Origin of the sequence: Malikia spinosa (assembly GCF_002980625.1) — a bacterium.
GTDB lineage: Bacteria > Pseudomonadota > Gammaproteobacteria > Burkholderiales > Burkholderiaceae_C > Malikia > Malikia spinosa.
On the sequence record NZ_PVLR01000082.1, the window covers coordinates 1 to 12,327 of the forward strand.

Annotated in this window: 14 protein-coding genes; 6 read left to right on the forward strand and 8 right to left on the reverse strand. The window is 60.7% G+C overall.

Annotation, left to right across the window (positions count from 1 at the left end; genetic code table 11):
• From C6P61_RS17300 to C6P61_RS17835, 3 genes are all read right to left on the reverse strand, one after another.
• Positions 1-162 (reverse strand): transposase (locus C6P61_RS17300; RefSeq protein WP_146115094.1); only part of this gene is annotated, 162 nt, incomplete at its 3' end.
• Positions 163-207: 45 nt separating this feature from the next.
• On the reverse strand, positions 208-510 hold the full coding sequence (locus C6P61_RS17305; RefSeq protein ID WP_146115095.1) for a hypothetical protein: 303 nt from the start codon (positions 508-510) through the stop codon (positions 208-210).
• 160 nt (positions 511-670) lie between these two features.
• The gene (locus C6P61_RS17835) at positions 671-940 is read right to left on the reverse strand and encodes a hypothetical protein (protein ID WP_146115096.1); all 270 of its coding nucleotides are present in this window, start codon (positions 938-940) and stop codon (positions 671-673) included.
• Between the two features lie 65 nt (positions 941-1,005).
• On the opposite strand from C6P61_RS17835, the gene istA reads away from it, so the two are divergent.
• The 4 genes from istA (at position 1,006) to C6P61_RS17325 (ending at position 5,247) form a co-directional block, all read left to right on the forward strand.
• A complete protein-coding gene (gene istA, locus C6P61_RS17310) occupies positions 1,006-2,550 on the forward strand; it encodes an IS21 family transposase (RefSeq protein WP_105731139.1) in 1,545 nt (514 codons plus the stop codon).
• 24 nt (positions 2,551-2,574) lie between these two features.
• The gene (gene istB / locus C6P61_RS17315; protein WP_105731140.1) at positions 2,575-3,312 is read left to right on the forward strand and encodes an IS21-like element helper ATPase IstB; all 738 of its coding nucleotides are present in this window, start codon (positions 2,575-2,577) and stop codon (positions 3,310-3,312) included.
• A gap of 401 nt (positions 3,313-3,713) precedes the next feature.
• The gene (locus tag C6P61_RS17320) at positions 3,714-3,911 is read left to right on the forward strand and encodes a hypothetical protein (protein WP_105731141.1); all 198 of its coding nucleotides are present in this window, start codon (positions 3,714-3,716) and stop codon (positions 3,909-3,911) included.
• A 301-nt stretch (positions 3,912-4,212) separates the two neighbouring features.
• The gene (locus C6P61_RS17325; protein ID WP_105731142.1) at positions 4,213-5,247 is read left to right on the forward strand and encodes an IS30 family transposase; all 1,035 of its coding nucleotides are present in this window, start codon (positions 4,213-4,215) and stop codon (positions 5,245-5,247) included.
• A 155-nt stretch (positions 5,248-5,402) separates the two neighbouring features.
• Here the strand turns inward: C6P61_RS17325 and C6P61_RS17840 are convergent, their stop codons facing one another.
• The 3 genes from C6P61_RS17840 to C6P61_RS17330 all read right to left on the reverse strand — a co-directional run bounded on the left by C6P61_RS17840 (position 5,403) and on the right by C6P61_RS17330 (position 7,236).
• Positions 5,403-5,897: a hypothetical protein gene (locus C6P61_RS17840; RefSeq protein ID WP_146115097.1), complete on the reverse strand. Its 495-nt coding sequence runs from the start codon at positions 5,895-5,897 to the stop codon at positions 5,403-5,405.
• A complete protein-coding gene (locus C6P61_RS17845; RefSeq protein WP_146115098.1) occupies positions 5,894-6,379 on the reverse strand; it encodes a hypothetical protein in 486 nt (161 codons plus the stop codon). The genes C6P61_RS17840 and C6P61_RS17845 overlap by 4 nt, the downstream gene beginning before the upstream one ends.
• 185 nt (positions 6,380-6,564) lie before the next feature.
• On the reverse strand, positions 6,565-7,236 hold the full coding sequence (locus tag C6P61_RS17330; protein ID WP_105731143.1) for a hypothetical protein: 672 nt from the start codon (positions 7,234-7,236) through the stop codon (positions 6,565-6,567).
• Between the two features lie 620 nt (positions 7,237-7,856).
• Here C6P61_RS17330 and C6P61_RS17335 point away from each other — a divergent pair.
• Both C6P61_RS17335 and C6P61_RS17340 read left to right on the forward strand, forming a co-directional pair.
• On the forward strand, positions 7,857-8,150 hold the full coding sequence (locus C6P61_RS17335) for a type II toxin-antitoxin system RelE/ParE family toxin (RefSeq protein WP_105731144.1): 294 nt from the start codon (positions 7,857-7,859) through the stop codon (positions 8,148-8,150).
• Positions 8,151-8,161: 11 nt separating this feature from the next.
• Complete coding sequence (locus C6P61_RS17340; RefSeq protein WP_105730133.1) at positions 8,162-8,470, forward strand: addiction module antidote protein; 309 nt, start codon at positions 8,162-8,164, stop codon at positions 8,468-8,470.
• A gap of 106 nt (positions 8,471-8,576) precedes the next feature.
• Here C6P61_RS17340 and C6P61_RS17345 read toward each other — a convergent pair whose 3' ends face one another.
• Positions 8,577-10,373: a tyrosine-type recombinase/integrase gene (locus tag C6P61_RS17345; RefSeq protein WP_105731145.1), complete on the reverse strand. Its 1,797-nt coding sequence runs from the start codon at positions 10,371-10,373 to the stop codon at positions 8,577-8,579.
• Between the two features lie 278 nt (positions 10,374-10,651).
• Positions 10,652-12,327: hypothetical protein (locus tag C6P61_RS17350; RefSeq protein WP_211297003.1), on the reverse strand; the 1,676-nt coding region annotated here is incomplete at its 5' end.

Below are 12,327 nucleotides of genomic sequence, written 5' to 3' on the forward strand. Positions count from 1 at the left end.
CGCGCGCCACTGGCAGCCCGTGCGCAGCAGGTACAGCACCGCACAGAACACCTCATACAGATCCACTCGACGTGGCGCTGTCTTCTTGCGCGCGCTCTCCAGCAGCGGCCTGATGACTTCGAACTGCTCGGGCTTGATATCGCTTGGGTAACCTTTTCTCACCCCCCGAGCTTCTCACATCACAGCACGGAGACTTTGAACACGCTCTTAGGTTTCAAGACCTACGCGCTTGTAGTCTTCTTCATCGCAATCAGCTTGCTCCATGTAAGCACGGGCTTCGCTTTGGCTGAGTACACGGATGCCTTCGCCTGCCCTGAGTTCATTTGCAATACGCTCACCCCATACAGAAGCAGCACCACCCTTCCCTGCCAGGAAGAAGGTCCCATTCCTGGTTATGTAGAGCTTGGTATTGTGGTGCCTGAAATCGTTACCGTAGTACTGACAAGGAATGTCACAGACCTCTTCTGCAGTCTCGGTGTTGTAGCTCTTACCTTCGATCATCCTCTTCATGGGTTCTCCGGCTGACGGGATAAATAACATTATGAAATGCATCTAGGGCTCTGCAAGATCAAGGAACCTAGTGCCTTTATGCAATAGCGGCAGCATCACTGGCCCACTTGCACGAACTGGATGGTGCAGCAGTCGTCAGTTCCTTGACGGCTGGCCTGGTTCACGATGACCTTGGCGGCAGCTGCCTTGTCATCGCTGGCATACCATCGGTGAAGACCAGCACGACTGCTTTCTTGTCCAACTTGTTGACGAATTCCAGGCACTTTGTCAGAGCTTCTACCACGCTACCAGCGACCTTGGGCACGCCTGCGGTGCGTATTCCACGCGATGCCGGACACGATTCCATGCTGATGCCGGACAGCGTTTCACCGTCATCGCGGACACCGTTCCATGCTGATGGCGGACAGCATTCCATCGTGATGTCGGACACCTGAAGCGGTGTTCTGAGTGACCCCACCCCGGCATACGCTGCCCGGTTTTGACCGGAGAACAGCGATGCCCACACCCAGGGTCACCATGAGCAAACTACGACACACACTGCAACTGCTGCAAGGCGGGGGTTTGAGCACCCGCCAAATCGGTGCCGCTCTCGGCATTTCCAAGTCCACGGTCAGCGATATCGCCAGCTACGCCCGCGCTGCGGGCGTGGACTGGGCACTGGCCCAGACCTTGAGCGACGAAGAGCTGCAAGCCCGGCTTTATCCCCCACCTGTGGCCCGCCAGGCACGCCACCTCGAGCCCGACTATGCCTATCTCCACCGTGAACTCCGGCGTGCCGGCGTGACCTTGCAGTTGCTCTGGGAGGAGTACCAGCAGCAACACCAGGGACAGGCCTACAAATACAGCGCCTTCTGCGAGAAGTACCACGGCTGGGCAGCCAAGCTCAAGCGCTCGATGCGCCAGACGCATATCGGCGGCGACAAGCTCTTCGTGGACTACGCTGGCCAGACGGTCGCGATCATCGATGCGAGCAGCGGCGAGATCACCCAGGCACAGATCTTCGTTGCAGCGCTGGGCGCATCCAATTTCACCTACGCGTGTGCCACGCCGACCCAGAAGGCCGCCGACTGGATCGGTGCCATCATCGACACGCTGGAGTTCATCGGTGGCGTGCCCCGTCTGCTGGTGCCCGACCAGCCACGAGCGCTCATCGCCCGGCCCGACCGCTACGAACCGACCTCGCATCGCTTGCTGGAGGAACTGAGCGCCCACTATGGCTTGGCCGTGCTGCCGGCACGCCCGGCCAAACCCCGTGACAAGCCCAAGGTAGAGGTGGCCGTTCAGGTGGTCGTGCGCTGGATCCTGGCGCGGCTGCGCGATCAGCGCTTCTTCAGCCTGGCTGCGCTGAACCGGGCCATCGGCGCCCTGGTGCTTGATCTCAACCAGCGCCCGTTCAAGAAGCTGCCCGGCTGCCGAGCCAGCGCCTTTGCCGAACTCGACCGCCCAGCACTGCGTGCGCTGCCGGCCACGCGCATGGCGATTGCGCATTTCAAGCGCGCGCGCGTCAACATCGACTACCACGTCGAACTCGACGGCCATTACTACTCGGTGCCGCACGCCCTGGTTGGCCAGACGGTGGAGCTGCGCATCACGGCCACCACGCTGGAGGTGCTGCATGGCAACAAACGCGTGGGCGCCCATGCGCTCAACGCTCGCCGGGGCGCCCACACCACCACGCCCGAGCACATGCCGGCGTCGCACCGTGCGCACCTGCAATGGACCCCGGCCAAGCTCATCGGCTGGGCCGAACGGGTGGGAGCTGCCACCGCAGCCGTGGTGCGCTGGCAGATGGAGCACCGCGCCCACCCCGAGCAGGGCTACCGCTCTTGCCTGGGGTTGATGCGACTGGGGCGCCAGTACGGCAACGACCGGCTCGAAGCGGCCTGTGCCCGCGCCCAGTCGATTCGTTCGCCGTCCTACAAGAGCGTCGCCTCCATCCTGAGCAGCGGACTGGATCAGCGTCCGCTGACCGTCCCCATCACCGCACAGGCCAGCTTGCCCTTGCACGAGAACGTGCGCGGCCCTGGCTACTACCACTGACCCACCGACAGCGAGGTCCTGAACATGCTCAACGAATACACCCTGACCCAACTGCGCGCGCTGCGTCTGGACGGCATGGTCGCCGCCCTGACCGATGCCGCCACCCAAATCGCTGCCAGCGAACTGCCCTTCGAGCAGCGCCTGGCCCTGCTGGTACAGCGCGAGGTGGACTGGCGTGACAGCAAACGACTCGAACGCCTGTTGAAGGCCGCCCGCTTGAAGGTTTCCTCCGCCTGCCTCGAAGACATCGACTGGCGCGCCAGTCGTGGCTTGAGCCGGGAACTCATCGCCAGCCTGGTCGGCGGTGACTGGCTGCGCCATGGCCACAACATCCTTCTCACCGGTGCCACCGGCTGCGGCAAGACCTGGCTGGCATGCGCCTTGGGTCAGCAGGCTGCGCGGCTGGGCTTCTCGGTGCTGTATGCCCGAGCACCCCGACTGCTGGAGGAGTTGCACGTGGCCCACGGCGACGGCAGCTTCGGGCGGCGCCTGGCGCAACTGGCCAAGCTCGACCTGCTGATCCTGGACGACTTCGCCATCGCCCCGATTGCCGCGCACGAGCGCAACGACTTGCTCGAACTGCTCGACGACCGCGTAGGTTCGCGCTCGACGATCATCACCTCGCAATTGCCGGCAACGGCTTGGCACGCCTGGCTCGACGAACCCACCCTGGCCGACGCCATTCTGGATCGCATCGTGCACGGTGCGCACAAGATCGCCCTCAAGGGCGAGTCCATGAGGAAGCTTCGCCAGCCGGCCTGAAGCGCCCGGGCCGAATCGCCATCACAGGCTGATGGCGGACAGTTCGGCTACGATTCATCCTGTCATTCAGGACACCGGCGCAGGGTGTCCGACATCGTCTGGAACACTGTCCGCGATGAGTTTGGAATCACTGTCCGCCATCAGTGGAATGCGCACCTGCGGTACTCGCCTAGCATCTGTGGTCTCTCTCGGTGGGAACAGTGATCGCGCCAAATTTTTAGCCGCTAAAGCTACATGGTGTCCTGGTATCCGTGCAATCCGCCTGCATAGGGGGTTCGGGGAGTATCAGCGGCAAGACCCTCGCACTGCCACTGCCACTGCCACTGCCACTGCCATGATTCAATCCAAGATGGCCGGCACATCAACGCATCCGACGTGCACGGAACCGGAAGGAGAAAACCATGAGATATGTTGAAAACGAAGGCGCGCTCTACCGTATTGCCGGGCCGAGCAACGCCTTCCCGAACGAAGTCTGGAGCCCGGGGGAGAAGAAGTTCGTGCCCTATGAGGGCGACGTACCGAAGCCCGTGAGCTGGGGCCAGGATGTCCCCAAGGAAGAAGCCGAAAGCTTCATCCAGGAGTGTGGCGGCCAGCCTTAGGCTTCATGGGTAGAGCGGAGGCGCTGCGCCCGGCGCACAACACTGCGTCTAGCTATCGCCGCTGGGCTGGGAGCAAATCAACTTGACGGGCGACTACCCGAGCTGGCTCAGGCTGCGCCACGATGCGCTGGACCGGGCCGTAGCTGCCAGCCTACGGCTGGACCGACTATCAGCCTGAGACTTCGGACGACGACATCCTGCGCCGGCTGCTTACGCTCAACTTGGTCCGTGACGTATGAAGTCGGTGGGAGGGCGGATTCAAACCTGAAGTGCAACACCTGACCTGCCGTAAGGTAAGCCGATGTCGCCGCAGCCCAGAACCTACCGCCAGCTCCAACCCGAAGACCGTGTGACCCTCGCCAGCCTCAAGCAGCAGAACTACAGCGTGCGTGCAATCGCCAGTGTTCTCGGTCGCTCGGCCAGAACCATCAGCCGAGAGCTTCGTCGCAACGCCTCAGCTGGCCAGTACAGCAGCTCGGTGGCGCAACAAAGCTGCCAGCACCGCCGCAATCAGGGCCGACCGATGCGTAAACTGCACGCCGACGCTCTCTTGTTTGACGTCGTGCAGCATCTGCTGCGACAGCGCTGGTCGCCCGAACAGATTGCCCTGACGCTGGCGCGCATCTACCCCAAGGGCCATGAGCTTCGCGTGTCGCACGAAACCATCTACAACTGCATCTATGCCCAACCTGTGGGCGAGCTGCGCAAGGACTTGATCGCCTGCCTGCGCCACGCCCACAACAAGCGCGTGCCTCGCAGCAAGGGCCAGGACCGACGGGGCCAGATCCCCGACATGCTCAGCATTCACCTGCGTCCGCCCGAGGTGGAGGACCGCCAGTTTCCCGGCCACTGGGAAGGCGATCTCATCAAGGGCGAAGGCAATGCCAGCGCAGTCGGTACCTTGGTCGAGCGCACCAGCCGGCTGCTGATCCTGGTCAAGCTGCCGCACCCCAAGCCCGCCAGCGCCGCCAACGTGCTGCAGGCCTTCACGGACAAGCTCAACGGCATTGCTCAGCCGATGCGCCAGAGTCTGACCTACGACCAGGGCCGGGAAATGGCCATGCACAAGAAGCTGACCGAGCAAACCGGCGTGGCCGTCTACTTCTGCGATCCACACAGCCCCTGGCAGCGCGGCTCCAACGAGAACACCAATGGACTGGTGCGCCAGTACCTGCCCAAGGGCACGGACCTGTCGGTCTACAGCCAGGAACAGCTCGATGAGATTGCCGATCAGATCAATGGCCGACCGCGCAAGGGACTCGGGGTACGATCACCGCTCGCGGTTTACCGGGAGTTGCTCCTGAACAGCCCGCAACACTCCACCCTCATTCACTGAAAACCAGGGTGTTGCACTTCAGGTTTGAATCCGCCCTTCTATAATGCAATGATGATTAACACTTTAACTTGACTTCGACAAGATTGGTTGATTCATCTTGCGCCTTTAAAAGTCAAGCGAAAACGAATTTAAATTAAAGGCAAGACTTCTTTAGACTATGCCGCAGCCATGTGTTTGGCTATGTCTTCATGAAGTTCGGTAGCGCTAAGCAAATTTTTATGAATCGCACCTTGCAGGATTTTTTTGCACGCTTCTCGGGTGAGTCGCTCCGATTTTTTTTCCATAATGTGCCGCTGAATAATTTGCGCAATCACCTTTAAACTATCCAAGTCCAGGTCATGAATATCGCGATGCAGCGGCCTCAGACTTTCTGGTCCAGATTTTGGCAATGTTGTAGCGACCTTCAATCCGGCCTCTTGAATCTCAGTGATGGGAAGTATTACCAAATCAACTGTCGCGAGCTTGTTCATTGCAGCCAACATTGCCAGTTTGGCCTGCTCAATTTCATTGTCATTTTCCGCAAACCAGACAGATAGCTCGCTGCCGTTGGGGCGAATACAGCTTGCAACCACATCCGCCTTGATGCGACCTGTTGCAACATCTGAGCCATTCCAGCGCGATCTCTCAATCTTCCTCACCAAATAGCTCATTCGATTCCACCTAAGTCAAAAATAACCTGCTTACGATAATCGTCTAACCAATCTGGTTGGCATTCCACGTTTGCTAGAATTCTGGCGCCATCCCTGTGTCCCCAAGTTTCATAAACACGAATAGCGGCCTCCTTTACTTCGGCGACTTTATTCGATAGCGCAGCAAGCGCAAGAGTTTGCCCGTACGGATATATGGTCTCATAACTTAATGATGCTACTGCATTTAATAATGCCAACATCACGCCAGTGTCTTCTGATTCTGCTAGGTAGGTGTTTTGCACCACCTCGCCAATCAATCCTGGGTAATCTTTGGCGAAACTTAATATGTGGCGTTCTGATGGAGGGGTATAACCGTATTCGAAATACTCGGAACGAGCCAGTTCCAAGAATTTTTCTTGAGCTGATTCGCAAATTTTCTGCCTATGCGCGTGGACTCCCTTTAAATATGAGCCAATCCCGTCATCCTCACTTTGTGAGGTCATAAGCGTGGAAAATCCTCCTGCGCTCGATATCCTAATGTCTGCTATGGTAGATGGTAGCAGTCCACTCTGCACGAGGAGCGGGTTTCCAAACGAAATTCCTCTAGAGGATTGAGAGTTGGATTCCATAAGAGAGCTGCTCTGTCGTTGGCTGCCGAATGAGATGGAGGATCTCATATTCTACTCAATTAAAAAATATTATCTCGATCCAAAATGATTTTGGATATACCATAGAGCGTTTCTTGTAGATTATCGACGTTAAATCTATGGGCGGTATTCGACGGTGTTGTGCTGACATCATGCATTGTTTTAATCCCACTCAATGGATGCATGCGGCCATTGATTATCATCATCAAACCAGTTGCGGTCACTGCCTCAAAGCAGGCATTGTACTGCTCATTGTGTATTGACAATGGGGTGACCCATCGCGCCACCCACTCAACAGAATTGATGCCACTCTGTGGCAATAACTTGCCCCGCAATGCCTCTGATTCAGTTTGGGATAACTCTTCAAACAAAGCATCAATGACTAATGCGACGCGGTTAAATTGAAGGCTCCCGCGTTCCAATTTCCCCACATAGTCAACAACGTCGTTCAAAAATATATCAATATCCATGGAAGGCATTGGGGCCGTAAAGTCGATGCGATCTGGGGAAAATTGAATTTGCATTTCGGATCCCTTCGTTAGACCGAGCCTTTGAGATGTCAGTCCGGCAATGGGGTCTTGAACATTCATGACTTGCGGCATAAAACCCAGAGGAGCAAAAATCGTCATTAACTTAAACGTCGTGTCTGGGTCGGCGGGAAAATTGAATGTCCCAAACAAAACTGCCTGGAACTTGATGGTTTTCTTTTGCATAAGAGAATTTTCTAGATAATGCTGTATTAATTTATTCCTCTTAAGTTTTCCAGCATCTAAGTTGCCAATCAATTAATTGGTAATTTAGATATCGCCATTTTTAAAGGTGAATTTTTTGGATTAACTTAATCAGAAGTGCGCCTAGCCCATCATACACTGGCTCAACTCATCGAGGAAAGACCGCTTTGGCCGATGTGAAGTCGGTAGTTGGTCGTGCCGCATCACTGCTCATTGGTTACCTGACGCTGAGACCAGGGAGAGACACTGGTCTGCTATGGGTCGAGGCTGTGTGAAAACGTCCGATGTCAATGTTTTCGGGGGTGCCTCACCCCTTGGCAACCTTACGATCGTGCGTTCTAGGGCGATCTGAAAGGTTGGAGTTTGGCAAACAGGCTTGAAAGCCTGTGACAGAGCGCGTTTCCACACAGCCTCGACCGGTTGCTGTCAGTCGCCAGGCCTGCTGCGAACGGCCGTTCCCAGCCTGATCCGATCATAGGCCTGCATACCCAGCGAGGGCCGCATAGCGTCGCATCGCTCTCATGTAGCCGCTGTCTGAAATTTTGATTTTTTCTGTGTGAACTGTAGTTGACGAAGTATCAGGTGATAACTACAATTTACACATGATCACCATCAAGCGGATGCCCCAGTTCGATGTCTGGTTCGCGGGCATCAAGGATGACATGACCCGCAGGCGCCTGCTGATGCGGTTGCGCAAGGTCTCGCTGGGCAATCTGGGCGACGTGAAGCCGGTGGGGGATGGCGTCTGGGAGATGCGCGAGTTCTTCGGCCCGGGATGGCGCATGTACTACGTGCAGCAAGGCAGCGTCTTGGTCGTCATGCTGGGCGGAGGCGACAAGAGCAACCAGTCGCGCGACATCGAAGCCGCCAAATCCCTGGCGCAGAACCTGATTTGAGGAGCCGCATCATGAGCAACAAGATCTCTATCGCCGACCTGCCGACCTTCGACGTGGCCGAGCACCTGAAGAACGAGGACGACATCGCGGCCTACCTGGCGCTGGTGCTCGAGGATGGCGATCCGGCGCTGCTGGCCGCCACCCTGGGCGACATTGCCCGTGCGCGCAACATGGCCCAGCTGGCCCGCGACACAGGCATGACCCGCGAGGGGCTGTACAAGGCGCTGTCGGGCCAGGGCAACCCCAGCCTGGCCACAATCATGAAGGTAATGAAGGCGCTGGGACTGCGCCTGAGCGTGGCGCCGGCTGCCCACGCCTGAGCAGGCGCACAGGTGCTACCCGGTTCGGTCAGCGTTCCAGCAATTGAGCCCATGACTGATCCGCTCGAGATCACGACTGGATCAGGCACTGGACTGCTGCTGCCCCTCACTCCCCAAACACCTTGGTCACCTCGCTGAACTGCCGCTTGGTGCTGGCCCGGGTGTAGCGACTCAGCGTCACGGGTGACGCGTGCCCCATCGACGACTGCACCGCATCGGGCGCCGCCCCTTTCTCGATCAACCGGGTGCCGAAGGTATGGCGTAGCCAGTGCGTCGAGGCCTTGTAGAGCTGGGCCTTCTCGTGCTGCGGCAGCGCGCTGGCCGAAACGGCCTTCTCCAGCCAGCGCCGCACGGTCTGGTACAGCGCGGGATAGCTGATCGGCGCCATCGGATCGAGGGCCGAAGCCAACAGCGGCGTGGCCGGATCGGCGCTCAGGAAGTCGCCCAGGCCGCGCGCGGCCAGATAGTCGTTGAGCGCTTCGCGCGCCTGGCGGTTCAGCGTGACATGCCGGTTCTTGGCACCCTTGCCATGGACCTTGAGGGCCAAGCCCTCGGGCAGCGTGACCAGGTCACCCAGGTGAGCGGAGAGCAGCTCGCTCGCGCGCAGTCCCATGGCTTCGAGGAAGCGCAGCAGGAAGCGCATGCGCTGCACCGCCGGCGTCGGCGTTGACGTCGGCTCCTCGCGCTCGAAGAACCCCAACAGCGCCTGCATCGCGCCTTCGGAGATCGCCTTGACCTCGCCGCGTGCGGCCCGGTCGTCGCCCTGCTTCCTCGAGATGAGCCGGAACGGATTGGCCTCGACATGGCGCGCCTCGACCAGCCAGTCCAGCCAGGCCGAGACCACGGTCAGCGCCTGCTGGCGGCTCGCCGGCGTCAGCTGACCCCGGAACGGCGCCCAGCCGATCGCGCCGGGAGACGCCTTGCGGCGCGAGATGAAGTGCGGCGGGATGTCACGCAGGAAGCCGGTGAAGGCCACTGCATCGCGCACGCCCAGCTGCTGCGGCGAGACGCCCGGGCGCTCATGGCGCAACCAGACCAGGAAGCGCCCGACCTCCCGCGCATAGACCTTGCGCGTGGCATCCGAGTTGGCGCGCGCCGCGATCCAGGCCTCGACCGTCTGCTCGGTCGTGACCTCGCCCAGCAGGCTGCCAGCCAGGACAGGCGGCGTCGGAACTGACACCACCAGCGCCCTCCCCGTCTGCCGGCCCACGCCAAAGAACGGCAGCGCCTGCGCCTCGCGCGGCAGCAGCGTGCGCAGGAAGGCCTCGATGCGCTGCGCCTTGGCCTTGCCCACCGCCGGCAGGGACTTGTACCAGGCCCCGCCGGCGCTGACCCGGTCGTTCAGCTCGCCCAGCGTGTGAAATCCCGCCAGGTCCAGCTTCCTGGCCAGCGCCTCGTCGAACCAGCCGCCGACGAAGTCCGTCGGACTCGGCGCCTCGGCCACCGCCGATTCGAGTGACCGCAGCAGCTCGATCTGGCGCTTGCGCAGTCGCTCTCTGCGCTGCGCCTTAGGGTCGGGTCCCTGGGCCTCGCCACAGAGCTCGGTGTAGAGCTCGGTGACCTCGGCCTCGCTCCAGTCGTCCAGCCCACGCTCGGCGATGAAGTCCTCCAGGCTGGGCTGCGCTGTCTCGGAAACCCGGATGGTGAGCCCGATCAGGCGGGCAGACGTCTCGCCGCGCCGCCGGGCCGCCGCCCGCACCTGGTCGACCACCAGCCGGTGGGCGGTGACGGCCTCGTGGCCGTGCTCGATGCCCAGGTAGCGCCGGGCGCAGTCGGTGCGCTCCAGCCCCTCGGCGATCGCGCGCAGGTAGGCGAAGTGGTGCGGGCCGAGGCGGCGGCTGAAGCGGGAGCCGTGCTGGGCGACGGGGACTGTCTGGCGGGAGGAGTAAGTCCCTGTGGGCATTGGAATCTCCACGACGGTGCGGCCGGCTCGATGGCTGAGTCGGGTTTTGTCCGCTGGATTTTAACTAAAGATAATTGAAGCTTATCTTTAGTTAATACCTCCAGAAAAATGCCGGCACCGGCGCTCACCGCTCACACAACTGAAGATGTAATCGGATCTCAACTGATGTTGTGTTCATCCCGTCACCCCTGCAGCGCCCATGTTTAACCTATACCGAAGGGCTCTCGATTGCAAGGTGCTCGTGGGTCAAAATCTTTTGGCCCGTCGGCCAATCCGGTTCAGTCCTTAGCGCGTAGTCTTGTGCCTTCCCGAGGCAGATGACTGGCATCGCGGGATTGTTTCCCTAGCCACGCGCGTGCCGCCAGTACCAGACCGGGCGCGGCCTCCCAGAATCGAGAGTGCTCCTTCGCCTGGCGAACCAGGTCCTGGCAATGTTCAGCGGCGTCCTGGACCGTCGCGTCGCAGAGGACCGCAGGCTCCACCGCCGCTGGCTTGCGAGCAGGAACCGCCGGACCGTAGGCCGCCCGATGACGGCGCAGACAGGTACGCAAGGCATGGATGGCCGCCTGGGGTGATTCGGCCCAGGCTTGCAGCCTCAGGTCTCGCAGCCGGGCTACAAAGCCCCCGTCCGCCTCGAACAGCCAGAACAGCGGCCGCTCATCGGCGAAGCCCAGCAGGCGGTGCAGGCGGAACACGCCGTTGGCCGGCGCCCAGGACGCGGCCACATGCCATTCTTCTCGCGGACTCCACGACAGGCAGGGGCCCGTGCAAGCACTCTGCATGGCCTGCCGTCGTTCATCCGCCCGGACTTGCTGCTGCGCACGGCGAGCAGCCTTGTCCGGTCTTGGGCGCGCCCAGTCGACAAACTGGTCCTGCATGAGGTTGACGAAGTGCAGGCCCGCCGGGCCTTGTCGCGCACTCCAGTTTTCAGGCAGAGGGTCCGGGTGCTCGTCGACCGACCAGTCCGCGATCCCGTTGCGGGCGGATTGCACGGCGATGGCCATCGAACGCCTCCAGGCCGCAGCGATTACCGCCCCACTGGCCTGATACTGAAGCCACTGCCACTCGCCTGGGCTCAGCTGCAGAAGCCGCTTGTCTGCCTCGACTCCTCGCAACACCAGGTGTCCCCACAGCGACCTGCCGTCCTCCGTGGCATCCATGCGGTACGGCCAGCGCCGCCTGGATACGCCCGGCTCCAGGGTCCGAGCCCACAGCATTTCCCCGAAGGCCAGCAGCGCGCCCCGGTTGGAACGCATCAACTGCGCTATTGCAATCGGATCGCACGAGGCCATGAACTGCCGAATCCAGTGCCCGGATTCCCTGGCGACATGACGGCGCAGATAGCGTTGCATCGCACGATAGACCCAGGTGCCGGGTTCATCGCGCCAGTAGCGGTTCTCCAGCTGGACTGCGGTGCTGGATCGTGCTGGCTGCGACAGGCGCCCTCCATGGGAACCACACTGGTGATGAACGGCGTATCTGGTGCGTTGTGGTGCTGGAGCGGTCAAGCATGCCGGGCGGTCAATGCCCAGTTCATCGCCCCATTGCACCAGTGTGCCGAGCCATGTCTGCCAGTCCGCTCGTTGCGCCGCCCTGCTCTCCCAGCGTGGCCGCACGACCTGGCTCAGTGTCTCCATCCAATGCACCAGGGGCAGGTAGGCCATGGTGGCGGCGGCCGGCAGCAGCGGCTGGCGGCAGGTCTCACGCGTGAAAAAGGAGAGCCTGCCGCAAGCGCAATGACCCGCGTGGGACAGCTCGGCGTCGGAGATCCGGCCGGAAAACGGCCGGCCGCAGACGCAGTTCGACAGCAGTTCCGTGCCGTGAATCGGACAGGCCTCGAGCAGACGAATCGACAGGAGGGCACTGTGATACCCAGCCGCTAGGCATTGACGGCAGAGCCGCAATCCGCTGCACACCAGCTGACGCGACCACGGCGGGGGCGGGCCCCGGGGGG